Here is a 26,996-nt window from a genome sequence, read left to right on the forward strand (position 1 = left end):
TCACTCCTGCGCGGCTCAGAGCGCGGTGCGTCGTCCGGTGCGGTGGGCGAGCGGGGTGAGGGCCCAGGTGACCAGGGCGGGCACCAGGAAGGCGAACAGCGAGGCGGAGGTCCACTGCTGCGGGGTGAAGTGCAGGGCCTCCCGGGCCGAGGCCCAGAAGTCCGTCCACCAGTCGGCGACCTGGGTCGGCGCGATGAGCTGGTAGACGGCGAAGCCCAGCAGCCACGGCAGCAGCATCAGCCAGCGCGAGGGCGCGTCGGCGGAGAGGTTCCAGCCGTGGCGGCCGGCGCCGAGGAAGTAGTCCACGGCCAGCACCGCCAGCAGCGGCACGAACACCGAGCCGATCAGGCCCAGGAAGTTGGTGTAGGTGTCGGTGAAGCGGTCGATCCGCAGCGCCAGCACGGTGATCAGCACGCCGATGCCGCCGCTGAGCACCCGGCGGTCCACCTTCGGCAGCAGGTTCTGCACCGACATCGCCGTCGAGTACACGTTGGCGAAGGACTGGTCGGTCTCGCGCAGCACCAGCACCAGCAGGAACAGCCAGCCCGCCCAGACGCCGAGGAAGGAGTCGAAGATGCGGTTCGGGTCGCCGTCCGACTGCAGCAGCGCCATCAGGCCGAGCACGTAGCACCAGACCTGGGCGATCGTGTAGCCGGAGAAGCTGCCCCAGAACGCCGAGCGCGGGGTGCGCGAGTGTCGGGTGTAGTCGGCGGCCAGCGGGACGAAGGAGATCGACACCGCGATCATCGCGTCCGTGGCGCCGAGGAAGCCGTGCCAGTTGCCGGCGCCCGGGTCCGGCACGCCCTGACGGCCCAGCTGGACGGTGAGGTACACCATCGCCACCGCCACGGCCCCGGCCACGAAGCGGCGCAGCACCGCGATCGAGCCCAGCGGCCAGATCGTCAGCGCGGTGGTCAGCGCGCCCGCGAGCAGCACGAACAGCCAGCGGTAGCCGTCGGTGTGGGCGACGGTCTGCGCGCCCGCCGCGATGGTCAGCAGCTCGAACACGCCCCAGCCGATGCACTGGACGATGTTCAGCACCGTCGGCAGGTACGACAGCCGGGTGCCGAACAGGCCGCGCAGGGTGGCCATCGCGGGCGCGCCGGTGCGGGCGCCGATCAGCGCGGCCACGCCGAGCATCGCGGTGCCGACGGCCGTACCGACGAGTATCGCGGTCACCGCGGCGGCCAGGGACATCTCGCTGCCCTTGGCGCCGAGCACGGTGGCGGCGGTGGAGAAGCCGATCAGGCTGACGCCCAGGTTCATCCAGAGCGCGAAGTGGTCCCGGAAGCGCAGCGTGCGCGGCGGCTCGGTGTCCAGGACGAGCGGGGCCTCGACGCGCTCGGGGCGCTCCAGGACCGCCGTCGAGGCGGGGGATTCGGGGAAGTCCCCGGACGAGGGCGCGCCCGAGGAAGAGGATGACGAAGCAGGCGGCATGGCCGATACTCCCTACGCCGGCATTACCCGGACAGGTTCCGGCGGTCAGCGCCCCCTCGACGGTTCGCCGACGGTGCTGTGGCGTACGGTCGACATGCGCACTCTCAGCCTGGTGGGTCCAAGCTCCCGCGTGTCAGTTCGTGGAGCGACAGGCTAACCGGCAGGTGGGTGAACGCCAAGGCCAGGGGGTGCGCGGTCCGCATCGCGGACGGTTCCGACGGGGGCGGGGGAACCTCCGGCCGTCGGTCCTCCGTCCCCGCAGGTCGGTGGCGGTTAAGGATTCTTATGCGTTCTTCAGCGGGGTCCTTACGGCGATCGAATCGCCGGTGCGAAAAACTATGGTCCTTGGTTCTGTCAGCTATGGAGGTCGTCCGTGAGCACCGAGCGCGAGGTTGGGCCCACCGGGCCGCAGGGGGAGCAGCCCTCGGGCGGCCGGGGAGCGGGCGGTCACGTTCCCGACGCCCCTGCGCAGGGCGAGCACAAGCCGACCATGGCGTTCAGCCGCGTCCCGGACCCGGCGGCGGCCGAGCCCGCCGCTGAGCCCGCCGCTGAGACCGTCGAGGACGGGGGCTCCGAGGACGGCGGGCACAAGGGGACCATGGTGTTCAGCCGCGTCCCGGACCCCGCCGCGGCCGAGCCTGCCGCGGAGGCCGCCGCTGCCGCCGGTGCCGCTGCCGAGGCCACCCCGGCCGACGGCGGGCACAAGCCCACCGTGGCCTTCACCAAGGTCCCCGCGCCGGAGGCGCCCGTCGCCGAGCCCGTGGCCGCCGCTGCCGAGCCCGCCGTCGACCCGGCCACCGGCTACCTCGACGCGCCCCCGCCCGTCCTGCCGCCCGTGGCGCCCGCCGCCCCTGTGGCGCCCGTGGCCCCCGCCCAGGCCGCGCCGGTGCTGCCGCCGGTCGGCAACCCGTACGCCACCCCGACCCACGGCGTCCCGGCCGCCGGCGCACAGGAGCCGTACGGCACCGCGCCCGTCGCCCCCGGCGCGCCCGCCGTGCACGGCCACCACCCCTTCGGCTCCGGCCAGCCGCTCGGCGGCTGGGGCGCCGGCCCCGACGCCACCGCCGGCGGCCCGGGCCACCCCGGCGGCCCGCAGGGCCCGCTCGGCTACCCGGCCGAGTACGCCGGCGGCCCGCAGGGCCCGAAGACCCCGGGCAGGAAGCGCGGCGGACTGGTGGCCCTGATCGCCGCCGTCGCCCTGGTCGCCGGTGTGGCCGGCGGCGCCATCGGCGTGACCGTCGCCCGGCACGACGACAGCGCCGGCAGCAGCGCGAACGACCACCGCAGCACCACCATCCAGGCCGGCAACACCCAGAAGAACGAGCCCGCCGCCGGCTCGATCGCCGGGATCGCGCAGAAGGCGCTGCCCAGCGTCGTCACCATCAAGGCCGTGGGCAACGGCGAGTCGGGCACCGGCACCGGCTTCGTCTTCGACACCGAGGGCCACATCCTCACCAACAACCACGTGGTCGCCCCGACCCTCCAGGGCTCCGGCGGCAAACTGACCGTCAAGTTCGCGGACGGCACCTCCTACAGCGCCTCGGTGCTGGGCAACGCCTCCGGCTACGACGTCGCCGTCATCAAGATCGACAACCCGCCGAAGGGCAAGCTGACGCCGCTCCCGCTGGCCGACTCCGACAAGGTCAACGTCGGCGACACCACCATCGCCATCGGTGCGCCGTACGGCCTGGAGTCCACCGTCACCAGCGGCATCGTCAGTGCCAAGGACCGCCCGGTCGCCTCCGGCGACGAGACCGGCTCGCAGGCTTCCTACATGAACGCCCTGCAGACCGACGCCTCGATCAACCCCGGCAACTCCGGCGGCCCGCTGCTCGACGCGAGCGGCGCGGTGATGGGCATCAACTCGGCGATCCAGTCCAACGCCTCCGCCAACGGCCGGGCCGGCAGCATCGGCCTCGGCTTCGCCATCCCGATCAACCAGGCCAAGTGGGTCGCCGAGACCCTGATCAAGACCGGCAAGCCCGTCTACGCCAAGCTCGACGTGCTGCGCAACGACGACTACAAGGGCGACGGCGCGCAGATCCAGACCCGCGACATCCAGGGCCAGGCCGCCGTCACCCCCGGCGGCGCCGCCGACAAGGCCGGCCTCAAGCCCGGCGACATCATCACCAAGCTCGGCGGCGCACCGATCGAGAACGGCCCCGCCCTGGTCAGCCGCATCTGGACCCACAAGCCCGGCGAGACCGTCGACGTCGAGTACACCCGCAACGGCCAGCCCTTCAACACCAAGGTCACCCTCGGCACCCGCGAGGGCGACGCCTGAGCCCCCCCGATGACCGCCGACCACCGCTGAAACGGTGTGCACCGAACCCCGCCGGACCCGTTAGGCTGACCTCCGCCTGTGGAGAGCTGCCCGAGCGGCCTAAGGGAACAGTCTTGAAAACTGTCGTGGCGTGACCCGTCACCGTGGGTTCGAATCCCACGCTCTCCGCTGATGGGGAACACCCAGCCCAGGGCGGGTATCGGCTAGCAGCCGATACCCGCCCTTTTCGATTTCGTCCCAGACTGTCCCACCTGAATCCCAGGTCTGGTCAGTGTGTGTGGGCCAGTTGTGGGCCAGATTGGCGGGCCTACTCCTCGCCGTACTCCTGGTCCAAGAACCGCTCGATCAGGGTGTTGGACCGGTCTTTCCGGCCGTCGAGCACCTTCGCGTAGAACTTGAAGAGCACCGTGATGCTGTGGCCAGCACGGTGCGCGACCTCCGCCGGGTCTACGCCAGCCGCTAGCCACCCGGAAACGCAGGTGGCCCGCAAGCTGTACGGCACCTCGGCGAACGGAGTGGCCACCTGCGCGGCGGTGAGCACAAGCTTCCGGGCCTTCTTCCAGACCTCCGAGGTCTCCTTGGTGCTGACCAATCCGCCCCCAGCGGCCTGGAAGAGGCGCCCGTCGAGGCCGAGTCCGAACTCCGCCACGTGCTCGCGCAGCATCTGGACGAACACCGGGGGGATCGGGATCTCCCGGGTGGCCTTGCGGGGGCGATGCTTCAAGCCGCGCTCCTCGTGAGACTGCCCGTCGTCGGTCCACCGCGACCCGACCCGAGGCGAGCTGCCGGGCGCCACGATGAGACCCCATCCCGTCTCCGGGAGGGTGCAGTCGACCAGACGGAGGTGCGTGACCTCCGCCGGGCGCATGGCGGCCCAGTTGGTGCAGCCGTAGTACGTGGCCAGGTGGCGCCCGCGCAGGCCGAGTGTCCGGACTGCTTCGATCAGGTCCCGCGCCTGGCGCGGCGCGGGGACGTACCGGAAGTCGATCTCGTTATCCGTCTCCGGTGGGTCCCACTTCACGGACTTCAACGGGTTGGCTGTGAGGAGCTTCCGCTCGATCGCGTACCCGATCGCGCCGCTGAGGGTGGAGTACTTGCGCTTGATGGTGTTGTCCGCCGCGCGCTTCCCGTTCAGCTGCAAGGTAATGGCCGTCAGAGCTTCCCGGAGGGTGTCCGAGTCCTCCAACTGCGGTACGGGCACCGACTTTTGAGCGAGCCAGGCGAGCGCGTCCGAGAACTTCTCAGGGATCTCGCCCTGGTGGTCGGAGAAGTTGAACGCCCAGCACGAGAGGGCCCTCCGCAGCACCCTCGCTGGCGGAGCCCCACGGTGATCAGTGACGAGCGCTGGAGTGATCGTGGCCAGCCCGTCCGCCCGCGCAGCGCGTTCTTTTGCGGAGGACCCGGGCCAGGTGATCTCGGCGTACCTCTTCGCGTGGTCGAACCACGAAACCTGATTCTGCTTCTGTGTCAGTTCGCGCAACTCGGACGCCGGCAAGCCGGTCTCGACGTCGAACTCCTCGCCGTTCTTCATCGCGGTGCGGAGTTCGGCCAGCCTGCCGGTGGCGAGGGTCTTGGTGACGTAGCTCTTCGAATGCGGCTTCGACCCAACCTTCCAGCGCAGCTCAAAAGGCTTCTTCCGGTTGGCTCGTTGACGGATGGTGTACAGCTTCACGTCGTACGTCAGCACGTGCTCTCCAGACAGGGGCCCCGGCAAGGCCGGGGCCCCTCAGGCGTGGATTGGGTGGTCAGGCGGCGGTCGTGTGCTCCAGATCGGCCCACCAGGCATCGAGGTCGGAGCGGCGGACGCGGATCTGGCCGTTGGGCAGCTTCAGGAGCGTCGGCCCCTTGCCGCGGGCGACCATGCGGTAGAACGCGCTGCGGGACATGTTGATCTCGGCGAGAACAGCGGGGAGCTTCAGGTGTTCCTGCTTGGGCATCGGCTTCTCCGGAGATCCGACTTGGCGGGGCCTGGCCCCTTCCTTCTCTGGTATCCGCTACTGCCGCTACTGCCGCTACCTCCCTGGTCAGGGGCATGTTTTTGGTAGCGGATTGGGTAGCGGTAGCGGATTGGTGCCGCTCCCGCCGGGGCGGGCGGGAGCGGCGGGCGGCTTACGGCGCGGCGGCGGCCTGGGCGGTCGGTTCGGCCTCGTGTAGCGGATCGGTATCCGCTACCTCCGGCGTATCCGCTACCGGATTCAGGTGCCTGACCTGCGCGGTAGCGGCAGTAGCGGCAGTAGCGGATTCCTGGGAGCGAAGCGGACGGGGCGGGCAGTACCGCAGCCACGCGTCGGCGAGGTCGGCGGCGTAGTAGCCCTTGGCGCTGCTCTTGGGACCGGTCTTGATGCTGCGGGGCTTGATCGGGTCGTTGTCGGCCTTGACGTAGTCGCCGAGCATCTTGGCGAGGGCGCGGGCGGTGATGGGCTTGCCGTCCAGGTCGGCCCACGGGGCGTCGTCGAGCTCGGCAAGCTTGCTCAGCAGGTCGGAGCTGAGCATCCGCTCGGCGCCGCCGAAGATGTCCCGCAGGTCGGCGAGGAGGCGGATGCCCACCGAGCCCTTGTCGTTGGCCTTGGAGGCGGTGACGAGCTGGACGCAGGCGGTGCGGGCGCGCTCGGGCCAGTGGCCGCCGGCGGCGTCGGCGACGGCGAGCAGCGGCTCCCATACGTCGGCGGGCCGGTCGCTGATGCCCTCGGGCAGCACCGGCCACACGTCGTGGAGCTGGTCGCGGACGCTGGCGGCCCACTCGGCGAGGCGGTCGCGCAGCTTGTGCCCCTCCGCCTTGTGAATGCGCTCGCGGTAGGGCTCGACCTTCTCGTTGGGGGCCCGGCGGCGCATCCGGATGATGACGGAGCGGCTCATGATGGTGTCGGGCAGGTCCCCGAGGCCGCCCATGGCGAGGGCGGCGTAGACGGGGAAGGGCTGGACGGTCTGGTTGCCGCCGTCGCCGACGCAGCGCAGGACGACGCCGGAGCGGCGGTGGCCGGAGTTGATGAGGCCGCGCAGGTCTTCGTTCCCGGTGGCCTTGGGGCCGAAGACGGTGTCGATCTCGTCGAACAGCACGGTGGGGCGGGCGTCGGCGTCGGAGACGGTGCGGAACAGCGCGGCCGGGCTGACGTCGGTGGTGAGCACCGGGCGCGGGGCGATCGTCTCCATGATCTCCAGCGCGCGGGTTTTGCCGGAGCCGGGTTCGGGGCTCAGGAAGGCGATGCGGGGGGTGGACTCGAAGCAGTCGAGCAGGTGGGTGTGGGCGTCCCACAGCACGACGGCGGTGTAGGCGGCTTCGCTGGGGAAGACGTTGAAGCGGCGGTGGAACGCCTCGACGGCGTCGAGGACGGCGGCGCCGTCGATGGTGGTGACGGGCGGGTTGGGATCGGTCATGCTGGCCTCTCCGGTTCGGTAGGGCTGGACAGAAGCGGGCCGCCCGTCTTTGGCGAGAGGGCGGCCCGCTTCGCGCGGCTCAGACGGCGCGGTCACCGGTGGCGGTGAACTCGCGGGCCGTGTCGACGAGTTCGAGGCAGGCGGTGCGGGCGCGCTGGGGCCAGTGGCCGCCGGCGGCGTCGGCGACGGCGAGCAGCGGCTCCCACACGTCGGCGGCGCGGTCGAAGACGCCCTCAGGCAACTCGGGCCGGGCGTCCGTGACCTCGTCGTGCACCCGGTCGGCCCAGGCGGCGAGGCGGTCGCGCAGGATGTGGCCCAACACCTGGTGGATGCGCTCGCGGTAGGGCTCGACGACCTGGTCGCAGGCCCGGCGACGCATCCGGATGACGACGGCCCGGCTCGTGATGCTGTCGGGCAGGTCGCCGAGGCCGGCGAGCGCGATGGCGGCGTAGGCGGGGAAGGGCCGCACGGTCTGCGCGTTGCCGACGCCGACGCAGCGCAGGACGACGCCGGAGCGGCGGTAGCCGGCGTTGATGAGACCGCGCAGGTCTTCGTTCCCGGCGGCCTGCGGGCCGAGCGCGGTGTCACTCTCGTCGACCAGCACGGTGGGACGGGTGGCCCTGCCGCTGATCGAGCGGCCGAGCGCGGCAGGGCTCATGCCGGTGGCGTCCACCGGGCAGGGCACGAGGTCACCGATCACGGCGAGGGCGCGGGTCTTGCCAGTGGCGGGTCCCTGGGACATGAGCGCGAGGCGCGGGGTGGACTCGAAGGCGTCGAGCAGGTGGGTGTGGGCGTCCCACAGCACGACGGCGGTGTAGGCGGCGTCGCTGGGGAAGACGGTGAAGCGACGGTGGTGGGCCTCGACGGCGTCGAGGAGGGCCGCGCCGTCCTCGGAGCCCGGGCGGGCGGTGGTGAAGAAGCTCTTAAGGGGGGAGGAGGGGAGGCTCATGCGGCGTCTCCAGTCGGGTTGTTGGCGATGGACCAGTTCAGGGCGTTGGTGATGGTCGCGTCGGCCTCACGCGCGGTCAGGCCGGCCGTCTCCGCCGCCCCCTTAAGAGCGCCCTCAACCTCGGCGCGGTCGAGCTTGCCGTTGGCGACGAAGCGGCCCAGGGCGCGGGCGGCGCGGGTGAGGGCCCAGTTGCGTGAGCCCTCCGGGGCGCCCGCGACGTTCGCCGTCTCGTTGCGCAGGGCGGCATCCACGTAGGCGGGCCGGTTGCCCTGCCGCCAGGAGTCGAGCCGGAACGGGGTGGTTGAGGGCCTGGGCTGTGGGGTGAGCAGGCGGGTGATCCAGTCGGGCAGCGGCGCCGGGTCGCCGCCGCGTCCGACCTCGTAGCGGCGTCCGTCGACGACGCTGCCCGCAGCGACGACGTAGCCCCCGCCCGCGCGGGTGTCGATCAGCCACCCGAGCCCGGACCCGTGGTGTCCGGCGGTGTTGCGCAGCTCGACCTCGGCGGGGGCGGTGAAGTACAGGTGCAGGCCCCCGCTGGGGGTGGTGACGGTGTAGGTGCCGTCCGGGAACGGCCGGTGGTTGCGCTGGGACAGCGCGAACAGCACGTCGAACCCGTTCTCCACCTGCTCGTCGGCCCACTCCGGGGGCGGGGCGGCGCCGGGCTTGGGGGTGTCGAGGTCGATGACGACCAGGCCGGACGGGCCGGTCGCGAGGCCGACCCCGTACGGCGCGTGCGACCAGGTGCGGCGCACGGTGTCGGGGTCGAGGGTGGCGCGCTGCTCCCATCCCTGGTGGCCGGTGGTGCAGGGGCCGGTGCGGGGGCAGGTGGCGGAGGCGTGCAGGGCGGGGCGCTTGCTGTGGGGCAGCAGAGGGAAGACGCGCCAGCCGCGTTCGACGGCGTTGAGGGCGGCGTTGAGCAGGGGGTTGCCGGTCACGGCGGTTCCTTCGGCGGGTTGGGCCCGGGGCCGGGGGCGTTCGGCCCCGGGCAGGGAAGGTCAGAGGTCGAACAGGGTGTCCGGCTCGGTGGCCGGGGCGGACGCGTGGCGGGCCGCGATGGCGGCGCGGCGGGTGGCGTCGTGGCAGGTGGGGCACCAGGCGGCGAGCGAGCGCTTGGGCAGGGCGGCGGCCTGGTGGGAGGGCAGCAGGAGGCCGTGCGGGTCGGCGGGGGCGGCGAGGAGGCGGACTGGCCCGGTGCCGTGGCGGTGGCCGTAGCCGCCGTGGACGGCGGGGCAGCGCCCGCCGTCCTTCTCGTGGTTCTTGCCGCAGGTGCCCCGGCACTGGCATCGGCCGGCGGCGGCCGCGAGGACGGCCTGCCACAGGCCCTGCTGGTCGCCGAGCGGCGGGGTGCGGGCGGTCACGACGCCCATCCCGTGGCCAGCTCGTTCCCGGTGATGGCCTCGACCAGGGCGGAGACCAGGAGTTCGGCGACGTTGGAGGTCACGGCGTTGCCGAACTGGCGGACCTTCTCCCGCTTGTTCCCGATCACCACGTAGTCGGGGGTGAAGCTCATCGCGGCGCCGATCTCGTGCGGCTCCAGCATCCGGAACAGCACCTCGTCCACGTCCGCCGTTCCCTGCTGGCCGCCTGCGGCGAGGCCGTAGCGGTCGCGGGTGGTCAGGGTGCCGACCGGCTCGCCGACGGGGCGGGCGGTGCTGTTGCCGTAGTACGGGGTCAGCAGCGCCGACCAGTCGACGGCGGTCGAGCCAGGCGGCAGGCTGAGGCCGTGGTGGTTGCCGGAGGCGGTGACGGTGGCGAGCGCGTCCAGGACCGGGCGGGCGTCGGAGCCGCCGCCGCGCAGTTCGGCGATGAACGGCAGCCAGGCCAGGCCGGTCTCGTTGCGGGCGGTCTGGGTGCGCATCGGCTCCCCGATCTGCCCGGCGGCCTTGCCGTCGCGGCCCTCGGTGGGCACGAGCAGCGGCGGCACGGCCAGGCCGTCGTTCTCGCGGGTGGTGCGGGTCGGCGCGGGGACGGTGACCGGGGTCGCCTCGGTGCGCCAGGTGCCGCCGGCCGGGGCGAGCAGCGGGGCGCCGTACTTGCGGATTCCGGCGCGGATGCGTTCGCGGGTCGCGGCCGCGTACGGCGTGAACTTGCGTCCGGGCTTGCCGTCGCCGATCCGGCGGCCGGTCAGCGACCAGTCGATGATGCTCGCGGCCGGGACGACGGGCGGCTCGACGACGGCGTTGCGGCAGGCCACGTTCGGGCAGCGGTAGACGTACTGCTGGCGGTAGCGGCCCATGTCGGCCCCGGCCCGCTTGAACACCTGCACCGCCCGCACCGTCTTGTCGCAGCCCTCGCACCAGGCCAGGGGCCTCAGCCACTTGTCCCAGTCGGGGTCGTGGCCCAGGTCGGCGCGCCAGTAGGCGAGGTAGAGGCGGTCGCGGGACTGCGGGGCGACGGCGATCACCGAGGGGCGGGCGGTGCATGGAGTTCAGGGCGATCAGGCGGGTGCGGTAGCCGGGGCCGACCTGCCGGATCTCCTGGACGAAGGCCGACCAGAGGTCCCAGGCGCGCACGTCGATCACGTTCTCGACGACGCCCGCGAGGACCGGCTTGCCCCGGGCGGCCATGGCCTCCAGGTAGCGGGGGACGTCCCACATCAGGGCGCGGGAGCGGTCGGTGGCGGCGTCGGGCAGGGTCTCGCCGAACAGGTCGGGCTGTCGGTCGAAGTCCCGCTTCACCCCTCGGGCGTTGGACCACTTCGGGCACTCGGGGGAGGCCCAGAACAGGTCGGCGGCGGGGAACTTGGCGACGTCGGCGTCGTGGAGGTCGCCGAGGAAGTGGTCGGCGGCAGGGAAGTTCGCGGCGTGGCTCGCGATGGCCTTGTCCCAGTGGTTCGCGGCGAGGACGGGGGTGACGCCGGGGACGGCGGCGGCGCCGGTGCTGGAGCCGCCGGCGCCGCAGAAGAAGTCGATGTAGGTCAGGCCCGTGGTCACCGGCCACCCCCGGACAGGTCGTTGACGAGGTGGGCGTGGGCGTTGGCCCAGACGGCGAGTTCCTCGACCACGGACTTGGCTTCGATCGTCATGATCGGGCCCGGCTCGGCGGTGCCGGGTTCGATCAGCAGGTGGTCGGGCACGGGCAGGAGCAGGGTGGCGGTGGCCAGGAGCAGGGCCTTGTCGGCGTACGGCTCGATGAGGCGCCCGAAGCCGCGCTCGGTGCCCCACGGGTCGGGCTGCCAGTCGCCCAGGCGGTGGTCGGGCCGGTGGGCGAGCGCGGAGTGCCGCAGGGGCACCTCGACGCGCAGGGCCACCTCGTTGTGGGCGGCGGGGACGACGGTGACGGCGTGCAGGTCGGGGCGGATGCGCACGTAGCCGGGGGACATGACGGGGCTGGTGGCGATCTGCCAGGCGCTGCACGCGAACTCGGCGGCGGTGAGCGGCTGTCCGTCCTCGTGCAGCAGGCGCTTGTTGCGGGCGAGGTAGGCGCCGTAGCGGGAGTCGCCGTTGGAAGCGCGCTCGCGGTCGTGGACGTCGTCGACGACGGCGAGCGTGCCATCGGTGAACTGGGGCATGCTGGAGTCCTCTGGTCTCTGAGAGGGGATCGGACGGGCCCCGCAGCAGCCGGACGACCTTGCCGGGATGGCCGTCTGCTGCGGGGCTCATTTGTGCTGTTCGGGGTTGTGGTCCGGCTAGAACGGCGGCTCGGTCGAGCCGTCGGCCGGGGCGCCGCCCCACTCGGTCCCGGGGGCGACGGGAGCGGGGGCGTCGGTGGACCACGGGTCCGTCTGCCGCGTGGCCGGGCCACCGCCGTTGCGCTGGGTCTTGGTGACCTTGGCGGTGGCGAAGCGCAGGCTGGGGCCGACCTCGTCGACGTCGAGGCCGACGATGGAGCGGTTCTCGCCCTCGGGGGTCTGCCAGTTGTGCTGCACGAGGCGGCCGGTGACGACGACGCGCGTGCCCTTGGTCAGGGACTCGGCGACGTTGGTGGCGATCTCGCGCCAGGCGGTGGCGCGCAGGAACAGCGCGGTGCCGTCGCGCCACTGTCCGGTGGCCTTGTCGTAGGTGCGCGGGGTGGAGGCGACGGTGAAGCGGGCCATGGCCACGCCCTGCGGGGTGAAGTCGGCGTCCACGGTCGGCCTTTCAGACGGTAGGTGTGGTCGGCTCGGGCTGCGGGGTGAGTGCGTGCAGGGCGTCGGCGATGGCGAGGAGGGCCAGCAGGTGGGCGTGGTCGGCGGGCGGCAGGGAGCCGTACTTGGCGTAGACGCGGGCGAGGTCGTAGTGGCTCGCGTCGGGGAGGCCGGGGCAGTCGAGGGGGTTGGTCAAGGCGGCTGTCCGTTCAGCGGTTGCGGTTGGTGACGTTGACGTGCACGTTCACGGCGCCGTGGCCGCCCCCGCCGCCGGTGCCACGGAGTTTGGCGACGCAGTAGGTGCCGGCGCCGATGGCGACGAGGCCGCCGAGGCTTCCGGCGGCTGCGGACAGGGCCTGGGCGGCGTAGCCGATGCCCAGTCCGGCGGCGCCGAGTCCGATGCCGCCGGCGGCGAGGCGGGCGGGCCACGGGTCGCGGGCCGGGATGACGAGGGTGGGCGGCTGCGGGACGGGCGGGTAGGCGTAGGCGGGGTAGGGCTGCAAGGTGGCGCCCTGGTGGAGGGCGGGCGGGTGGGTGAGCGGGGCGGTGGCGTACAGGGGCTGGCCCTCGGCGGTGTAGAGCACCGGGGCGGGCGCGTGGGTGTACGGGCTGTGGTCCACGGTGCTTCTCCCGTCGGGGCTGTGCGGGGGTGGGTGGTCAGTGGCCGGAGACGATCCGGGTGAGCGCGGTGAGGAAGTTGTTGACCGGGTCGGCCATGCCGGTGGAGGCGAGGGTGAAACCCGAGAGCCACAGGACGGCGGCGGTGGGCAGGGAGACGCGGCGGCCTCGGATGAGGACGGCGGAGAGGATCGCGAAGACGACGGTGACGCTGAGCGAGACGATCACGGTGGAGCCTTCCTGGGAGGATCGGTGACGGGATGTCGGTGCCGGGCGGCTTGTCGTCTTGCTTGTCGCGCGGCTTGTCGCTTGTCGCTTGTCGGCTGTGGCTTGTCGCTTGTCGCCTCGCAGGTCAAAGGGGGGTCCGGGCCGTCGGAGCGGCTCCAGACCCCCCTCTCCGACGGAATGGGCGACAGGCGACAAGCGGCCGGATCAGCCCTCGGCGGAGGGCCGTCCGGCGTGGGTGCGGTGGACGTAGCGGGTCTTGGTCCCCGACCCGGTCCGCACGACCTCTCCCGTCTCTGCCCACTCCTTCAGCCAGCCGTTGATGGTCTGGCGGGTGGTGCCGAAATCAGGCTTGAGGATCTTCTCCATGGCGGAGGCGCCGGTGCCCTCGGGGCCGGCGGCGCGCAGCAGTTGCAGGGCGGCGTCCTTGGCGTCGGGGGTTTCGGGCGTCGGCTCGTCGCGGCCGGTGGACCAGGTGGACGGGTCGGCCCAGTCGGTTCCGGCCGGGGTGGTGCCGGGCTCGGGTGCGGGAGGCAGGAGCCAGATCGACTCCAGTTCGTCCTCGGGTGTGGCGGCGGGCTTGTCCCATCCGGCGGTGGCCTTCCAGCCTCCGGCTGGGGCGGCGCTCTTGCCCGGGGCGGTGGCCGTGCCGCCGGACGCCGGGCCGGTGGGCGCGGCCGGGGTGGCGGCGGCGGTGACGGGTTCGGCCCACAGGTGGCCGCAGCGTTCCATCAGCCAGCGGTCGGTGTAGTCGGCGCCGGCGGCTTCCAGGGAGGGGGCGTCGAGGGTGGGGCGGCGGCGGGCGGTGAGGGCGCTGATCTCCTCGATCATGTCGGGGGTGATGCGGGGCTGGCGGGCCTTGGCGGGCTGCTTGCCCTCGGTGCCGACCAGCACCGAACCGGGGCCTGAGAACGAGTCCTCGGCGCGCAGGGCACGCCAGCCGAAGAGGTGGCCGAGCTCGGAGTCTTCGAGGGCGCCGGTGGCGAGGCGGTTGGAGGCCATCTTGCGCACGAGCGGGTCGGGCATGACGTCCTGGGTGACGCGCAGGACGGAGATGACGGCGCGGATCGCCATGGCGCGGGCGATGCGGACGACTTCGGAGATCCCGGCGAGGATGGCGCGGGCCTCGCGGGTGGCGGCGGCTTCGGCGCCCTCGTCCATGACGATGACGATCTCCGGGATGGCCGGGCTCACGGGGAGCTTGTCGTCGTTGGCGTCGCGCATCGCGTCCTGGTAGGCGGACTTGCGGGTCTTGGCGATGCGGACGGCGGCGGCGAGCATGCGCTTGGCCTCCTCGACGGTGGAGGCGACCCAGTCGACGCCGGGCACGGGGATGTCGGCGTTTGCCCAGGGGGAGCCGTCGCGGCCGAGCTGGGCGTCGCGCCAGGCGTTGAGCCAGGGCAGGCCGATGGAGCCGCCGTTGAGGTCGATCACCCACACCAGCACGTCGTTGGTCTGGTTGAGCCGGGCGATGAGGGTGTGGAGCCAGTTCGTCTTGCCGGTGCCGGTGGGGCCGGTGGCGATCGTGGACGCCTGCCGCAGGTCCATCTCCGCCCGGGCGCCGTCGGACAGCAGCGCGATCGGGATCAGGTTGTTGACGGTGGTGACTTCCTCCATCTCCTCGACGGGGAAGAGGAGCGCGTCGGTCAGGACGCGGGTGGTGACCTGGATGATTACGCGGCGCCGGGAGATGCCGGGCATGACCTGGAGGCCGCAGCCGTCGGGCAGGTCGAGGTCCGTGCCGAGTCCTTCGGCACGCTCCGCGATGGAGCGGCGGGTGGTGCCGCCTTCGGGGAGTTCGAGTTCGAGGGTGTAGCCGGCGCCGGAGGGCCAGTGCTCGATGCCCAGCACGGTGACCTCGACGCCGCAGACGCGGCGGATGCGGTCGGTCCAGTCGGCGGCGAGCTGGCGGCGGGCGCCGATCAGCAGCAGGTGGGTGCGCTTGGCCTGCTCGACCTCCTCGTGCGCGGCGAACGCGGCGCCCAGGGTGCCGGCGGCGATCCCGGCGGCGGCGAGCGTGCCGAGCTGGGGCCACTGCCAGGGGCCGCCGTGGGCGAGCGCCCAGGACGACCAGCCGCCGGCGGCCATCCAGCAGGTGCCCCGGAAGGCGAGCGTGGCGCCGGTGAGCTTGCGGCGCAGGCCCGCGCCGAGGGTGCCGAGTGTTCCGGCGGCTCCGGCGGCGAGCGCCCATCCGGCAGGCATGCCGGTGGCGTGGCCGAGCGCGGTGGTGGTCAGGGCGCCAGCGGTGGCGTTGAGGGTGCCGGACAGCAGGCCGTGTCCGGCGCTCCAGTCGAGGCGGGGGCCGGTGTTCTTGCTGGTCTTGGTCATGGCGGCGGTCTCCAGCCGGGAAGTGGGGCCGGGCCGTCCACAGGGTGTGGACGGCCCGGCCGGGGTGAAGGGGTGCTGGGGAGAGGCGGTCAGACGTTCCACTTCCGCTCGGCCTCGATGCCGTTGCGGGGGCTCTCGTGACGCTCCAGGTCGTCGGCGTGGGCCTGGCGGAACGTCGGGGCGACCTCCTCCAGGGCCTGCACGACGCGGCCCATCGCCTGGTAGCCCTGGCTGATCTCCTCGACGACGACCGGCTCCAGCGGCAGCTGCTCGGCGGCCTTCTCCGCCAGGACCCGCAGGACCTCCTGGAGGGTGGCGTACGCGACGGGCAGCTCGTCCGCGAACGCCCCGAACTCGATCATCGTCTCGGGGTCGAAGGTGGTCGCGGCCTGCAAGAGGACGTCGGCGGCGGAGCTGAGGCTGAACGTGGCGGCGGTGCCGTCCAGGGGCGTGGTCACGGCGGTCTCCTTCACGGTGGGCTTGCCGAGGGTGATCGGGTCGGCGGTGCGGGCGGGGTCGGGGCCGATGCGGGCGAAGGGGCTGGCCGTGACGAGGGTCCACGCGATGGGGGCGCCGTCTGCGGTGGCCGGGGTCGGGGTGGGGCGGCCGGGGATGTTCACGGTCTCGGCCGGGACCGGCACCTGCTCCGTCCCGGCCCCACCGGCGGTGGCGGCGGGGTTGGGGGTGCCGAGGATCGCGGCGTCCCTGGCCTCACGTGCGGCGCGGGCGCGCTCGCGCATGCGCTGCCAGACGCGGCGCATGTGGCCACTCACCCGGCCGGGGTGACGCCAGTTGAGAAGCAGGGCGGAACCGAGGCCGACCAGACCGGTCGCGGCGGCGGCACCGGCCATCCGGGCCCGGTAGCGCACCGCCGAGCGCCGCAGGGCCTTGGACTGCACCGGCGTGACGGCGCCGCCCGAGCTGCCGGAGGCGCCCCGGGGGCGGGCTCCGGCGCCGGTCGCGGGGTCGATTCCGGCGGCGCGCTCGGCCCTGGCCTGGCCCTTGGCGACCCGCTTGGCGGTGCGCTCGGCGATCCTCGCCAGGCGCTGGTCGCGGCGCATGTCCTGCCCCGGCCGGGGGCGGTCGTCGAGGCCGGGCAGGCGGGAGGCGACGTTGGCCAGGGTCCGGGCTGCGGCGGCGGCCGGGCGGTGACGCAGCGGCCCGCCCGTGCGGGCGCCGCGCGCGGCGGTGCCGGCCTGTCCGGGGACGTGGTGACCGGTACCGGGGTGGCGGGCCCCGGCGTGTTCGGTGGCAGGGGGGATGGTTCCGGCCGATCGCGACACGGCGGGTCCTTTCCGGCTCTCAGGGTGGTGGGAGGAGGAGGCGGCGGCCCCGCCGTGGCGCCCGGCCGCGCCGGGAACGGGCCGGGGGCTGGCACCGTGCGAGTTGCCCGGCGAGCCGTAACGCCCGCTTGCCTGGCCGTAGTTGTGGCCGGAGGTCCGGGAGGCGAGCGGGCGGCCGGGCTGGGCGAAGGCACCACCCACGCTCGCTCGCTGTGAGGCGAGGCGGGCGGCCGGACCGCTGGCGGAGCGGTTGCGGGCCCTGCGGGCGAGGGCGCCGAGCGCGGCGGCACCGGCGACGCCGGCCACCGCTACGGCGGCCGGGCCGCCGAGAGAGGCGGCGCCCGCACCGGCGGTGCCGAGCGCGTTCGCGACGGCCACCGCCAACGGGACGCCCGGCACCGCACCCGGCTGCGACGCCGGGAGCGCCGGGGACTGCTTGGACTTCGGGGCCGGGTTGGGGGGTGGCTGGTTCTGAGGTGCGGGAACGACCTCGACCAGCGTCGAGGCGACCGGTTCGGACATGATGGGCGCTCCGGTTCTCTGCGGAGGACGGAGGGCCCGGAACCGCCGACAGCTTGCAGGCGAGGCGGCGGTTCCGGGCCGTTACGGCTGTTCAGAGCCGGTACGGCTCCAGCGAGAAGAACAGGAGGACCGCCCCGGCCAGTTCGGGCCGCTGCCGGTCGATCTGCGCCCGAATCTCCTTGTAGGCGCGCTGGCGGTCCGTGCCCGGCGCGGCGGTGTAGCCGCCCTCGAAGGTGAGCGTGTTCAGGCCGTTGGGGATGGGGCGCTGGAGCGTGATCATCCAGGCGTGCGTGGGCTCCCCGCCCGGAGCCGTGCGGGGAGCGGGGGCGGCCTCGTCGGTGGCGAGCTGGGCCATGAGGATCTCGGCGCTCGCGACGTACTCGCGCAGCGCGGCCGTGCGCTGCGCGCTGCTGGTGGCGGCGGTGTACTTGGCCTGCGCGGCGTCGCACGCCTTGACGGCGGCGCGAACGGCCTCCGGGTCGGTGGGGTTGCTGGAGTGGGTGGACGGCCCCATGCCGGGCCTCCTTCGGTGTCAGCGGTCGATGACGGGTTTGGCCAGGTCGCGGTGGGTGAGCCGGACACGGGTGCCGGTCTTGGCGAGGCGCCGGGCGAGGACCATGGCGACGGTGGCGGCGCGGTGGCGGCCGCCCGCGCAGCCGACCGCGATGGTCAGCGGCGCTTCGGCCGGGCCCGTGTCGAACGCGTCGGCCAGCAGTGCGGCGGCGCTGATCAGCTCCCGGATGCCCGGGGTGTTCAGCACGGCGTGGCGCACCGGCAGGTCGTTCGCGCTCTGGTGGCGCAGGGCCGAATTGACGTGCGGGTCGCGGAAGTGGCGGCGCAGGTCGATGGTCAGGTGCGCGGTCGGCGGGGCGCCGTGCAGGTAGCCGAACGAGACGACGTCGATGCTGGTCACAGCCATGATCGGGGCCCCCTTTGATGTCAGCGGGTGTGCTGGATCAGGGAGCCGAGCAGCTCGGGCCGGCTGGTCGCGCCGAGCGAGACACCGGCCGAGGTGAACAGGTGCCACCAGCGCACGGCGCCAGCCGCGTTGCTGGTCTGGGCGCACATGAAGCCGTGGAGCGGGAAGACGTCCACGACGCGGGTCTGGGCGAACTCCGGCGCCGGGGCCGGGATGTGGTCGGTGCTCATGGCGGGGATCTCCCTGTTCAGATGGTGAGGGCGTGGGGGGTGTAGCCGGAAGCGAGCAGCTCGGCGGCCTCGGTGCGGCGCCCGGAGGCGGTGGCGAGGGAGACCTCGAGGGCCTCGGCGATCGACTGGAGGCTGACGGCCTCGGGGTTGCCACCGGCGGCGAGGATCATCCGGGCGACGCGCCGGTTGGCGCGGGCGGCGGGGGTCAACTTCGCCGCGTCCTCCGCTTCGACCGCGCGCCGCTCCGCTTCAGCGGCACGCGCACGGGCTTCAGCGGCCCGCAGCCGAGCCGCCTCGATGGCTTCCTCGGCGTCGGCCTGGGCGCGCTTGGCCGCTGCCGCGTCGCGCTCGGCTTCGGCCGTACGGCGGCCTGCTTCAGCGGCGGCCTCCTCGATTTCAGCGGCAGCCTTGGCCGTTTCAGCGGAACGCAGGCGGGCGGCCTGCGCTGCCTGCTCGTCCTCGGCGCGGGCCCGCTCGACAGCGGCGGCCTCGCGGTCCGTTTCAGCGGCACGGCGCCGGGTTTCAGCGGCGACCTGCTCCGTTTCAGCAGCGCTTCGGTCGGTTTCAGCAGCGCGCCGACGGGCTTCGGCTGCGTCCTGCTCGGCTTCGGCGGCGGCCAGTTCCTCCGTCGCCTGGTCGAGCCGCTCGGCGGCCTCCGCCTCCCGGCCGGCGGCCAGGGCCCGGGCCTGCGCCTGGGCGCGGGCGGAGGCCGTATCGGCGTCGACCTCGTACCCGGCGGCCTCGACGCGGCCCGCCGTACGCAGGCTGGAGATCCGGGCGTCAGCGGTGCGGGCCTCGGCCCGGGCGGCGACCTCGGCCTCGAACGCGGCCTGCCGGTCGGCCCGCAGCCGGGCACTCTCCTCCGCCTCGATCGGCAGGGCCAGGGCCTCATCCACGGAGAGCCCGAAGCGCTCCATCGTGAGGGGAAGACGCTGGTCAGCGGGCGCCTTGCGCCAGTCACCGCCGTGCTCGCGCTCCAGCATCACCCGGTAGACGAGCCGCTCACGCTCCAACTCGACCGCCCGGTCGTAGGAGGCGATGCCGTTCAGCCGCATCCGCCGGTACATCCGAAACGACGGCCACGGGGCGAGCAGCCAGCGGTGCACGGGCACGCCGTCGCGCTGGTGGCCGGCCTCGATCCGGGTGATCCGGATGACCAGGCGCCGCCCGGCCTCGACCACCGCCACGAACATGATCGGGATGACTGCGTGCATCGCCGTGCCGGTCGGGTTCTTCAGTAGCGGCCCGGCGGAGGCGGCGTTGAAGTAGATCGTCGCGCCGGTGAAACCGTGGGCCAGCAACCTGAGCATCGGCCACGGGGCGCGCTTGCGGATCAGGTGCAGGTCCATCGCCAGCAGGGCCACGATCCCGGCGTCCACACCGACTGGGAACGCGTAGCTGAAGTCCCCGAACCCGTGCCTGAAACCGAGGTCCCGCAGCGCGTTGTAGGAGCCGCTGAAGCCGATCCCGGCGAGCACCGCGCCGCCGACTGCGGCGAGGACCGTCAGGCCCAGCATCAGAGCGTTCGCGCTGTTGGCCCGCGTGGTCGAAGCGGCCGGCCGCGCCGTTGAAACGGTGGCGGCCGGGGTTGAAACGCCCGTGGGCGCCGCCATCGTCGTCACGCGGCACCCCCGGCGTTCACCCGGGCCCGGGAACGGGCCGCCCGCCGCAGCACGCTGTTGCGCTCGCGCTCGTTGAGGCCGCCGAAGATGCCGTGCGGCTCCCGGCGCTTGAGCGCGCCGTCCAGGCACAGCAGGCGCACCGGGCATCCGGCGCAGATCATGCGGGCGCGCCGCTCGGACCACTCGGCCGCAGCCCGGGCGGCCTCCATGTCCTCGGCGTCCTCGCCGACCTCCGGATAGAACAGGTCGGCATCGGCACCGGCGCAGGCGGCCCCGGGCAGGTCGCCGTCCGGGGCGGGCCGGTACTCGGCAAGTCGGACGGCCAGCGGACGGCCGGGCCGGTGCGGGGCACGGGTGCCAGTGAGGTAGAGACGGCGAATCATCAGGCAGCCGCCTTCCAGGTCAGCACCCGGCAGCGCTCGGCGGTGCGCATCAGCGCGGACGCGAACCGGGCCTCCGGCCCGTCCAGGTCCCGCAGGATCTCCCGCGCGGCGTCGAGCCGGGCCAACCGGTCCTCGTCCGACTCATCCGCGCCGCCGGCGAACAGCTCGGTGTCGACACCGAAGCCGTAGTCGGCGCCGGTCCCGAAGGCCAGCTCCGCGAACTCCTCGGGAGTCGCGGCCTCCTGGCCTGCAACAATCAGTCTCATGGGTTCACCTCGTCCAATCGGGGGGTGAGCCCGCAGGGCCGCCGCGCGATCCTTGGCCGGGAGCGCGGTGGCCCGACTCACGCGGGCCCAGCAACTCGTCGAATCACGAGCAGCCACGGAACCCGACGCAAGCTGGCCGCCACAGAAGCGGTCGGCGCGCGCCGGGGACCGTGATCGCTGGTAAAGCGACCGGAAGCGGTGAGCCCCGCCCGCTGGTCAGCGGCGGGGCCGGATACAGCTCTGGCGCATGCCCATGGGCGCGCCCTCCTCAGGTCGAAGCCCCTGGCGGGGCTGCGGGTTGGGGGTTGCCCGTCCTACGGGCGTCAGGTCTCTCGGGCCTGGTCCGGTGCTTCATCGCTGCTCAGCACCAGCAGGGCGGCGCACTCCCCGATCGGGGCGTGCTGCGTGGCTCGCAGCCGCCGACGACATCACCCGGTCGTCACGGGGGCGGTCTTCACCCGCCACGTGCTTCGAGACTCCGCTGGTCCACTCGGCTCGCCCCAGCCGTACGAATCGGCCTGGTCAGCGTCCGTCCGTCCCCACACCCCCGAAGGGATGGCACGCCACTGCGTAGGGGGAGAGCACGTGTCGCGGTGGTTCAACTCCCCGGCGGACCGAAGTCCCCTAGGTGCCTTCCGCGACCGCCGCCCTCGCGTCGGTCTCGCACGATCGATATGAAGCCGGCGCCTCTCGGCGGACGGCGATTCTCAAGGAACTGCACTTCCCTGGCAGGCCCTCGCGAGCCAACTTCCGGGCGCATTCGTGCAGGTCAAGCAAGCCCTAAAGTCATGTTGAGGACTTGTCCTCAACTCCTCTTTAGGAGCTGGGAATGACTATGACGGGTTCTCAGGAAGTCGTCAACTCCTCTTGAGGACTTATCCTGGGCGAGTCACACACCGAGGGACGGCGGAGGCCACCATGGCGAAGGTGTACGAGCGCATCGCCGACGCGCTGCGAGAAGAGATCCGCGCAGGTCAGCGCAAGCCTGGCGAGAGGCTTCCTGCCGAGACGGCGCTAGCGGACCAGTTCGGAACGAGCGTGCCAACCGTGCGGCAGGCGGTCGGTGTCCTGGAGGCCGAAGGGCTGGTCGAGAAGCAGCACGGCCGGGGGACGTTCGTCCGGAAGGAATCGACCAAGGTCGTCCGGGACGGTGCGCGTCACCAGTGGGAGAAGGACCGGGCGCGTCAGCCCGAATCCGAGCGGCTCAAGACCGGAGCGACCGAGCGTGACACCGGTCTGAGCATTAACGACTTGGCCTTCTCGGCGACGTACGCGCAGGTGCCGGCAGTAGGAGAGCTTGCGAAGGAGTTCGGCGTGCCTGAAGGCACGATGTTGCTCCGCAGGACGTACCGAACCAGGAATCGGGAGGAGCGAACGCCGCTCAACCGCGCGGAGTCCTACCTGGTACTCGACATGGTCGCTAGCAACCCTGACCTGCTGCGTGAGGACCAGGAGCCGTGGCCCGGGGGCACCCAGAATCAGCTCTGGACGGTGGGAATCGAGCTGGACCGGATCGTAGAAACGTTCCGGGCCCGGCCGCCCACACCGGAAGAGGCGGAGGAACTGGGCCTACCAGTGGGCGTGTCGGTGATCATCTGCCGCAAGGTCAGCGTCGACATTAACGACCGGGTAGTCGAGGTCTCCGACGTCGTCCTGCCTGGTGACCGCACTGTGCTGACCTTCACGAGCAAGCTGACAAGGTGGTGAGCATGACCAACATCGTGACCGTCATTACGGCGGTGCATGGACCGTCGGCGCCGTTCCTGGCCGATGCCTACAAGTCGCTTGTCGACCAGCAACTTCCCGATGGATGGGGCTGGCAGTGGGTGATTCAGGAGGACGGGGAGACGGGCACGGTCGTGCCGCATGTCCCCGACGACCCTCGGATCAGCTTCGGCCAAGGCCGCCACGGGCGCGCCGGCGTGGCCCGGACTCTGGCGCTGTCCCGCGCCGAAGGCGACTTCGTCAAGGTCCTGGACGCTGACGACATGCTGACCCCGGGCACCCTGGCCCGTGATCTGGCCGCACTGAGCAACCCCGGAATCTGCTGGACCACGTCCCGCGTGCTCGACCTTCTGCCGGATGGCTCCACAGTCGGGTTCGACCAGGACCCGCCGGAAGGTCCGGTCGAACGTGGCGCCGTGCTTGAGCACTGGAAGGCCCACGACTTTCGCGCCCAGGTGCACCCCGCGACACTGTGCGTCCGCCGGGACCTGCTTCTGGCACTCGGCGGCTGGATGGCACTCCCCGCTTCCGAGGACACGGGCCTTTTGCTCGCCCTGAACGCGGTGAGCCGAGGATGGTTCAGCGCCGATACCGGCCTTCTGTACCGCAAGTGGCCCGGACAGAGCACCAGCCAGGCCGCGCACGTGCATGCAGGAGAGCGGTCGGCGCGTATGGCGGTGGTCGAGGCCCGTGCGCGCGCACTCTCGGCGCTTGCAGGGTGGCGGGTCGACAGCTGAACCCGATCTTGGGCCAACTGTGGGCCAGGGCTCACAGTTGGCGCCATTGATACGGTGTAGTTCCTGGTCAGGGTCGGTGCGGGCGGCGCGACGGAGTTGTTCTTGAAAACTGTCGTGGCGTGACCCGTCACCGTGGGTTCGAATCCCACGCTCTCCGCTGACAGGGGAACACCTGCTCAGGGCGGGTGCCGAGACCACTCGGCACCCGCCCTCGGTGTTTTCCGGGGGCTTCGGCGGGCGGGGGTTGACCCTGACACCGTGGGAGGCGGTGGAGTGGAGGCACCATGTTGAACATCGGAGACTTCGCCAGCCACGGCCGGGTGTCGGTGCGGATGCTGCGCCACTACGACGCGATCGGTCTGCTGCGGCCCGCCCGGGTCGACCCCGTCAGCGGGTACCGGTCCTACGAGGCCGCCCAACTCGCCCGGCTGAACCGGGTGATCGCGCTCAAGGAGCTCGGCTTCACGCTGCAGCAGGTGCGCGCCGTGCTCGACGAGCAGGTGGACACCGCCGAGTTGCGCGGGATGCTGCGGCTGCGCAGGGCCGAACTCGCCGCCGCCATCGCGGTGGACGAGCGGCGGCTGGCCCGGGTGGAGGCGAGGCTCCGGACGATCGAGAGCGAGGGGAACATGTCCGAGCACGATGTGGTCGTGAAGCCGGTTCCGTCGGTGCGGGTGGCCCAACTGACCGGGGTGGCCGCGAGTTACGAGCCGAAGGACGTCGACCTGGTGGTCGGCCCGCTGTTCGAGGAGCTGTGCCGCCGGGTCGCCGAGGCCGGGATCGAGGAGACCGGCCCGTCCGTCGCCCGTTACGAGGACGTGCCGCAGGGCGACGGCTCGGTGCTGGTCCGGGTCTGCCTCCAGGTCGCGTCCTCGGTGAAGCCGGGGGCGTACGGGTTCGACGTGCTCGACCTGCCGCCGATCGAGGAGGCGGCGACGATCGTCCACCACGGCTCGATGACCGAGTCCGTGGGCAGCTTCCAGGCGCTGGCCCGCTTCATCGAGGCGTCCGGCTACCGCTCGGCGGGGTACGCGCGCGAGCGCTACCTCGAGACGCCGGACGACATGTCCAAGTGGGTCGTCGAGCTCCAGGAGCCCGTGGTCCGCGTCTGACGGCCCGGCAGCGTCGGGCGGCGTCGGGCGGCGCTTGCCCTCGACCCGGTCGAGGGTCCTAGCGTCGCCCGGCGTGACCACCGCTGCCTCCCTGCCCCGCCCGTACCTGCTCTGGCTCTCCGGGGTCCAGACCGGGCTGCTGGGCGACGCCGCGCTGTACTTCGCCCTCGGCTGGGCCGCCTCCGCGTACGGGGGAGGGGCGGCCGGGCTGGTGCTGACGGCGATCACCGTGCCGCGCACGCTCCTCGTCCTGTTCGGCGGGGCGGTGGCCGACCGGTACGGCGTCCGGCGGGTGCTGCTCGCCGGGGACGCGGTGATGCTGGCCGCCACGCTGCTCCTCGCGGCCGCCGTGGGCCGCCTCGGCACTCCGCTGTGGCTGCTGGTCGCGGCGGGGGCGGTGATCGGCGCGGTCGACGCGTTCTACCTCCCGGCGAGCGGCTCGATGCCGCGACGCCTCGTACGGGACGAACTCCTGTCCAGGGCCCTGGCGTTGAGGCAGGCCGGCGGGCAGATCGCGGTCCTGCTCGGGGCGCCGCTCGGCGGTCTGCTGGTCGCCTCCGGGGGGCTCGCCGGTGCGGCCCTCGCGGACGCGGCGAGCTTCGGGGCCGTCCTGCTGGCCGTGCTGTACGTGCGCCCGGCAGGTGCGGAGGGGCCCGCGGGCGGTGCTTCGCCCGGGCTGCTGCGGGAGGCTTCCGGCGCCGTCCGCCTCGCCCTGCGTGACCCGCTGCTGCGGGCCGCGCTCCTGCTCACCGGCGCGGCCGCCGGGGGCCTGCTGCCGGTGGTGTCCCTGCTCGGGCCGCTGCTGGCCCGCTCCCACGGGTGGGGGGCGGGCGCCGCGGGCCTCCTCGGGGGAGGGCAGGCGGCCGGGGTGCTGGCGGTGGCGGGCCTGGTGGCCTGGCGCGGCGCGCTGTCCCGTCCGGGCGTGGGTGCCTCGGCGGGCCTCGCTGTGGCGTCGGCGGGCACGGCCCTGCTGGGCCTCGCCGCCGATCGGGCGATGGCGGCCGTCGCCGCCGTCGTGATCGGTCTCGGCTCCGGGCTGTTCGCCTCCCACCTCGGCCCGCTCGTCCTCGGTGGGGCTCCGGTTTCTCATCTCTCGCGTGTGCAGGCGCTGTTGACGCTGGTGCAGAGTGCGGGGCTGATCCTCGCCAACCCCCTTCTGGGCCGCCTCGCGGACGCCACGGGACCACAACTCCCCACCCTGATCTGTGCCTTGCTCACCCTGGCGGCCGCCGTCCGAGCGGCGCGGATGCCAACTGCCGCTGGCTGAGGGCGACATGACCCGGGCGCCGCACCCGGGGACCCCTGCAGCGCGACCGGCCCGCCGCCGGGCGCACTTGCCCGGCTCCGGGCCCCGGGGCAGAGTGCCGGTGTAGTGGCGGGCGGTGGAGCGGAGGCGGCGATGGGTGAGCTGGTGGAGCGGCTGGAGCTCGGGCTGCCGGACGGGGCCGTGGTGGTGGACCCGGACGTGACCGCCGCGTACCGCCGGGACATGGCCGGGTTCTGCGAGGCCGGCGAGCCCGCCGCGGTGGTGTTCCCGGAGACGGTGGAGCAGGTGCAGCACGTGCTGCGCACCGCCACCGAGCTGCGGGTGCCGGTGGTGCCGCAGGGCGCCCGCACCGGGCTGTCGGGGGCGGCGAACGCCGTCGACGGGTGCATCGTGCTGTCGATGGTGAGGATGAACCGGATCCTGGAGCTGGACCCGGTGAACCGGATCGCCGTGGTCGAGCCGGGCGTGGTGAACGCCGAACTGTCCCGGGCCGCCGCCGAGTCGGGCCTGACCTACCCGCCGGACCCGTCGAGCTGGGAGTCCTGCACGATCGGCGGCAACATCGGTACGGGCGCGGGCGGGCTCTGCTGTGTGAAGTACGGCGTCACCGCCGAGTACGTGCTCGGCCTGGACGTGGTGCTGGCGGACGGGCGGCTGCTCTCCACCGGGCGCCGCACGGCCAAGGGCGTGGCCGGGTACGACCTGACCAGGCTGCTGGTCGGCTCGGAGGGCACGCTCGGCGTGGTCGTCCGGGCGGTGCTGGCGCTGCGGCCCGCCCCGGCCCCGCAGCTGGCGCTGGCGGCGGAGTTCCCGAGCGCGGACACGGCGGGGGCGGCGGTGTGCGAGGTGATGGCGCAGGGCCTGACGCCGTCGCTGATGGAGCTGATGGACGCGACCACCGTGCGGGCCGTCAACGAGCTGGGGCGGATGGGCCTGCCGGAGTCGACGCGGGCGCTGCTGCTGGTGGCCTTCGACGGGCCGGACCGGGTGGCGGAGCTGGAGCGGACGGCCGGGCTCTGCCGGGCGGCCGGGGCGACGGAGGTGGTGCCGGCCGAGGACCGGGCGGAGTCGGAGCTGCTGCTGGAGGCCCGCCGGCTGGCGCTGCCCGCGCTGGACCGGCTCGGGACCACGATGATCGACGACGTGGCGGTGCCCCGCTCCCGGCTGGCCGCGATGCTGAACGGGGTCGAGGCGATCGCCGAGCGGCACGGGCTGACCATCGGGGTGGTCAGCCACGCCGGGGACGGCAACACCCACCCGATCGTGATCTTCGACGCCTCGGACGAGGAGCAGGCGGCGCGGGCCCAGCGGTCCTTCGACGAGATCATGGCGCTCGGCCTGGAGCTGGGCGGGACGATCACCGGGGAGCACGGGGTGGGGCTGCTCAAGCGGGACTGGCTGGCGCGCGAGCTGGGCCCGGTGGGGCTGGAGCTCCAGCGGCAGCTGAAGGCGGTCTTCGACCCGCTGGGAATTCTGAACCCGGGCAAGATGGTCTGATTTTCCTCCCGCCCAATTTTCTGATCTTCTCTCAGCTTCCGAGGGCGACCTTTCGGGAGTGACTGAAAAGTCGACATGGAAGGGTGGTCGAACTTTTCAGGGGCGCATTCACGGGTGGGCCGCGCCCCCGTGGTGCGCCGAGCGGTTCGTA

Annotated in this window: 27 protein-coding genes, 1 tRNA gene, 1 pseudogene and 1 riboswitch; of the genes and pseudogenes, 7 read left to right on the forward strand and 22 right to left on the reverse strand. The window is 72.9% G+C overall.

Features of this window, described 5'->3' with window-relative positions:
* Window positions 1-15: 15 nt before the first annotated feature.
* A complete protein-coding gene (locus tag IH61_RS0108330) occupies window positions 16-1,437 on the reverse strand; it encodes a purine-cytosine permease family protein (RefSeq protein ID WP_078910935.1) in 1,422 nt (473 codons plus the stop codon).
* A riboswitch (TPP riboswitch) is annotated at window positions 1,430-1,577 on the reverse strand. (Overlaps the previous gene by 8 nt.)
* Window positions 1,578-1,810: 233 nt before the next feature.
* On the opposite strand from IH61_RS0108330, the gene IH61_RS0108335 reads away from it, so the two are divergent.
* Window positions 1,811-3,721 carry a S1C family serine protease gene (locus IH61_RS0108335; RefSeq protein WP_234327080.1) on the forward strand — a complete coding sequence of 637 codons (1,911 nt, stop codon included), beginning with the start codon at window positions 1,811-1,813 and terminating at the stop codon, window positions 3,719-3,721.
* 80 nt (window positions 3,722-3,801) lie between these two features.
* Window positions 3,802-3,889: transfer RNA gene (locus IH61_RS0108340), tRNA-Ser, on the forward strand.
* A gap of 139 nt (window positions 3,890-4,028) precedes the next feature.
* On the opposite strand, the gene IH61_RS0108345 is transcribed toward IH61_RS0108340, so the two are convergent.
* The 21 genes and pseudogenes from IH61_RS0108345 to IH61_RS0108440 all read right to left on the reverse strand — a co-directional run bounded on the left by IH61_RS0108345 (window position 4,029) and on the right by IH61_RS0108440 (window position 20,507).
* Window positions 4,029-5,408: a tyrosine-type recombinase/integrase gene (locus tag IH61_RS0108345; protein ID WP_031067269.1), complete on the reverse strand. Its 1,380-nt coding sequence runs from the start codon at window positions 5,406-5,408 to the stop codon at window positions 4,029-4,031.
* A 58-nt stretch (window positions 5,409-5,466) separates the two neighbouring features.
* On the reverse strand, window positions 5,467-5,658 hold the full coding sequence (locus tag IH61_RS0108350) for a helix-turn-helix transcriptional regulator (protein WP_031067275.1): 192 nt from the start codon (window positions 5,656-5,658) through the stop codon (window positions 5,467-5,469).
* A gap of 172 nt (window positions 5,659-5,830) precedes the next feature.
* Window positions 5,831-7,096 (reverse strand): DUF3631 domain-containing protein, encoded by a 1,266-nt coding sequence (locus IH61_RS0108355; protein ID WP_031067277.1) that lies wholly within the window; start codon window positions 7,094-7,096, stop codon window positions 5,831-5,833.
* Between the two features lie 79 nt (window positions 7,097-7,175).
* Window positions 7,176-8,045, reverse strand: a complete 870-nt coding sequence (locus IH61_RS0108360; protein ID WP_051836558.1) for a DUF3631 domain-containing protein — start codon at window positions 8,043-8,045, stop codon at window positions 7,176-7,178.
* Window positions 8,042-8,980 carry a bifunctional DNA primase/polymerase gene (locus IH61_RS0108365; RefSeq protein ID WP_031067283.1) on the reverse strand — a complete coding sequence of 313 codons (939 nt, stop codon included), beginning with the start codon at window positions 8,978-8,980 and terminating at the stop codon, window positions 8,042-8,044. Before IH61_RS0108365 ends, IH61_RS0108360 begins: the two co-directional genes overlap by 4 nt.
* A 60-nt stretch (window positions 8,981-9,040) precedes the next feature.
* Complete coding sequence (locus tag IH61_RS0108370) at window positions 9,041-9,403, reverse strand: hypothetical protein (protein ID WP_234327093.1); 363 nt, start codon at window positions 9,401-9,403, stop codon at window positions 9,041-9,043.
* A complete protein-coding gene (locus IH61_RS48300; RefSeq protein ID WP_234327081.1) occupies window positions 9,400-10,449 on the reverse strand; it encodes a hypothetical protein in 1,050 nt (349 codons plus the stop codon). Before IH61_RS48300 ends, IH61_RS0108370 begins: the two co-directional genes overlap by 4 nt.
* 298 nt (window positions 10,450-10,747) lie before the next feature.
* Window positions 10,748-10,978 (reverse strand): annotated as a pseudogene (locus tag IH61_RS48305) (DNA cytosine methyltransferase); the annotation flags it as partial.
* On the reverse strand, window positions 10,975-11,556 hold the full coding sequence (locus IH61_RS48310) for a hypothetical protein (RefSeq protein ID WP_051836564.1): 582 nt from the start codon (window positions 11,554-11,556) through the stop codon (window positions 10,975-10,977). The gene IH61_RS48310 and the pseudogene IH61_RS48305, both read right to left, overlap by 4 nt.
* A gap of 117 nt (window positions 11,557-11,673) precedes the next feature.
* On the reverse strand, window positions 11,674-12,114 hold the full coding sequence (gene ssb / locus IH61_RS0108385; protein WP_051836566.1) for a single-stranded DNA-binding protein: 441 nt from the start codon (window positions 12,112-12,114) through the stop codon (window positions 11,674-11,676).
* A gap of 10 nt (window positions 12,115-12,124) precedes the next feature.
* The gene (locus tag IH61_RS0108390) at window positions 12,125-12,307 is read right to left on the reverse strand and encodes a hypothetical protein (protein ID WP_031067294.1); all 183 of its coding nucleotides are present in this window, start codon (window positions 12,305-12,307) and stop codon (window positions 12,125-12,127) included.
* Between the two features lie 13 nt (window positions 12,308-12,320).
* Window positions 12,321-12,731 carry a hypothetical protein gene (locus IH61_RS40565; RefSeq protein WP_037971973.1) on the reverse strand — a complete coding sequence of 137 codons (411 nt, stop codon included), beginning with the start codon at window positions 12,729-12,731 and terminating at the stop codon, window positions 12,321-12,323.
* Window positions 12,732-12,768: 37 nt separating this feature from the next.
* Window positions 12,769-12,957 (reverse strand): hypothetical protein, encoded by a 189-nt coding sequence (locus tag IH61_RS0108400; RefSeq protein ID WP_031067297.1) that lies wholly within the window; start codon window positions 12,955-12,957, stop codon window positions 12,769-12,771.
* 204 nt (window positions 12,958-13,161) lie between these two features.
* A complete protein-coding gene (locus IH61_RS0108405; RefSeq protein WP_031067300.1) occupies window positions 13,162-15,282 on the reverse strand; it encodes a hypothetical protein in 2,121 nt (706 codons plus the stop codon).
* A gap of 89 nt (window positions 15,283-15,371) precedes the next feature.
* On the reverse strand, window positions 15,372-17,087 hold the full coding sequence (locus IH61_RS0108410; RefSeq protein ID WP_031067303.1) for a hypothetical protein: 1,716 nt from the start codon (window positions 17,085-17,087) through the stop codon (window positions 15,372-15,374).
* Window positions 17,088-17,178: 91 nt separating this feature from the next.
* The gene (locus IH61_RS0108415) at window positions 17,179-17,601 is read right to left on the reverse strand and encodes a hypothetical protein (RefSeq protein WP_031067305.1); all 423 of its coding nucleotides are present in this window, start codon (window positions 17,599-17,601) and stop codon (window positions 17,179-17,181) included.
* A gap of 18 nt (window positions 17,602-17,619) precedes the next feature.
* On the reverse strand, window positions 17,620-18,006 hold the full coding sequence (locus tag IH61_RS0108420) for an RNase adapter RapZ (protein ID WP_031067307.1): 387 nt from the start codon (window positions 18,004-18,006) through the stop codon (window positions 17,620-17,622).
* A gap of 20 nt (window positions 18,007-18,026) precedes the next feature.
* Window positions 18,027-18,236 carry a hypothetical protein gene (locus tag IH61_RS0108425; RefSeq protein ID WP_031067311.1) on the reverse strand — a complete coding sequence of 70 codons (210 nt, stop codon included), beginning with the start codon at window positions 18,234-18,236 and terminating at the stop codon, window positions 18,027-18,029.
* 17 nt (window positions 18,237-18,253) lie between these two features.
* Complete coding sequence (locus IH61_RS49520; RefSeq protein ID WP_051836567.1) at window positions 18,254-19,753, reverse strand: DUF2637 domain-containing protein; 1,500 nt, start codon at window positions 19,751-19,753, stop codon at window positions 18,254-18,256.
* 101 nt (window positions 19,754-19,854) lie between these two features.
* Window positions 19,855-20,241 (reverse strand): WhiB family transcriptional regulator, encoded by a 387-nt coding sequence (locus tag IH61_RS0108435; RefSeq protein ID WP_051836569.1) that lies wholly within the window; start codon window positions 20,239-20,241, stop codon window positions 19,855-19,857.
* Complete coding sequence (locus IH61_RS0108440; RefSeq protein ID WP_051836570.1) at window positions 20,241-20,507, reverse strand: hypothetical protein; 267 nt, start codon at window positions 20,505-20,507, stop codon at window positions 20,241-20,243. Before IH61_RS0108440 ends, IH61_RS0108435 begins: the two co-directional genes overlap by 1 nt.
* Before the next feature lie 918 nt (window positions 20,508-21,425).
* Here IH61_RS0108440 and IH61_RS0108445 point away from each other — a divergent pair.
* The 5 genes from IH61_RS0108445 (at window position 21,426) to IH61_RS0108465 (ending at window position 26,845) form a co-directional block, all read left to right on the forward strand.
* Complete coding sequence (locus IH61_RS0108445; RefSeq protein ID WP_031067321.1) at window positions 21,426-22,214, forward strand: GntR family transcriptional regulator; 789 nt, start codon at window positions 21,426-21,428, stop codon at window positions 22,212-22,214.
* Between the two features lie 2 nt (window positions 22,215-22,216).
* Complete coding sequence (locus IH61_RS0108450; protein ID WP_031067323.1) at window positions 22,217-22,969, forward strand: glycosyltransferase; 753 nt, start codon at window positions 22,217-22,219, stop codon at window positions 22,967-22,969.
* Between the two features lie 284 nt (window positions 22,970-23,253).
* Window positions 23,254-24,081: a MerR family transcriptional regulator gene (locus IH61_RS0108455; protein ID WP_031067325.1), complete on the forward strand. Its 828-nt coding sequence runs from the start codon at window positions 23,254-23,256 to the stop codon at window positions 24,079-24,081.
* 73 nt (window positions 24,082-24,154) lie between these two features.
* Window positions 24,155-25,348: an MFS transporter gene (locus tag IH61_RS0108460; RefSeq protein WP_031067328.1), complete on the forward strand. Its 1,194-nt coding sequence runs from the start codon at window positions 24,155-24,157 to the stop codon at window positions 25,346-25,348.
* A gap of 132 nt (window positions 25,349-25,480) precedes the next feature.
* The gene (locus IH61_RS0108465) at window positions 25,481-26,845 is read left to right on the forward strand and encodes an FAD-binding oxidoreductase (protein ID WP_031067330.1); all 1,365 of its coding nucleotides are present in this window, start codon (window positions 25,481-25,483) and stop codon (window positions 26,843-26,845) included.
* The last annotated feature ends 151 nt before the right edge of the window (window positions 26,846-26,996 follow it).

This window comes from Streptomyces sp. NRRL WC-3742, assembly GCF_000720635.1.
GTDB lineage: Bacteria > Actinomycetota > Actinomycetes > Streptomycetales > Streptomycetaceae > Kitasatospora.

Coding starts and splice junctions, on each gene's coding strand:
- IH61_RS0108450 (WP_031067323.1), top strand. CDS start 22,217: ATGACCAACATCGTGACCGTCATTACGGCGGTGCATGGACCGTCGGCG.
- IH61_RS0108410 (WP_031067303.1), bottom strand. CDS start 17,087: ATGTCCGAACCGGTCGCCTCGACGCTGGTCGAGGTCGTTCCCGCACCT.
- IH61_RS0108360 (WP_051836558.1), bottom strand. CDS start 8,045: ATGAGCCTCCCCTCCTCCCCCCTTAAGAGCTTCTTCACCACCGCCCGC.
- IH61_RS0108415 (WP_031067305.1), bottom strand. CDS start 17,601: ATGGGGCCGTCCACCCACTCCAGCAACCCCACCGACCCGGAGGCCGTT.
- IH61_RS0108455 (WP_031067325.1), top strand. CDS start 23,254: ATGTTGAACATCGGAGACTTCGCCAGCCACGGCCGGGTGTCGGTGCGG.
- IH61_RS0108465 (WP_031067330.1), top strand. CDS start 25,481: ATGGGTGAGCTGGTGGAGCGGCTGGAGCTCGGGCTGCCGGACGGGGCC.
- IH61_RS0108425 (WP_031067311.1), bottom strand. CDS start 18,236: ATGAGCACCGACCACATCCCGGCCCCGGCGCCGGAGTTCGCCCAGACC.
- IH61_RS0108355 (WP_031067277.1), bottom strand. CDS start 7,096: ATGACCGATCCCAACCCGCCCGTCACCACCATCGACGGCGCCGCCGTC.
- IH61_RS0108330 (WP_078910935.1), bottom strand. CDS start 1,437: ATGCCGCCTGCTTCGTCATCCTCTTCCTCGGGCGCGCCCTCGTCCGGG.
- IH61_RS49520 (WP_051836567.1), bottom strand. CDS start 19,753: ATGCTGGGCCTGACGGTCCTCGCCGCAGTCGGCGGCGCGGTGCTCGCC.
- IH61_RS0108445 (WP_031067321.1), top strand. CDS start 21,426: ATGGCGAAGGTGTACGAGCGCATCGCCGACGCGCTGCGAGAAGAGATC.
- IH61_RS0108350 (WP_031067275.1), bottom strand. CDS start 5,658: ATGCCCAAGCAGGAACACCTGAAGCTCCCCGCTGTTCTCGCCGAGATC.
- IH61_RS0108405 (WP_031067300.1), bottom strand. CDS start 15,282: ATGACCAAGACCAGCAAGAACACCGGCCCCCGCCTCGACTGGAGCGCC.
- IH61_RS0108420 (WP_031067307.1), bottom strand. CDS start 18,006: ATGGCTGTGACCAGCATCGACGTCGTCTCGTTCGGCTACCTGCACGGC.
- IH61_RS0108440 (WP_051836570.1), bottom strand. CDS start 20,507: ATGAGACTGATTGTTGCAGGCCAGGAGGCCGCGACTCCCGAGGAGTTC.
- IH61_RS48310 (WP_051836564.1), bottom strand. CDS start 11,556: ATGCCCCAGTTCACCGATGGCACGCTCGCCGTCGTCGACGACGTCCAC.
- IH61_RS0108435 (WP_051836569.1), bottom strand. CDS start 20,241: ATGATTCGCCGTCTCTACCTCACTGGCACCCGTGCCCCGCACCGGCCC.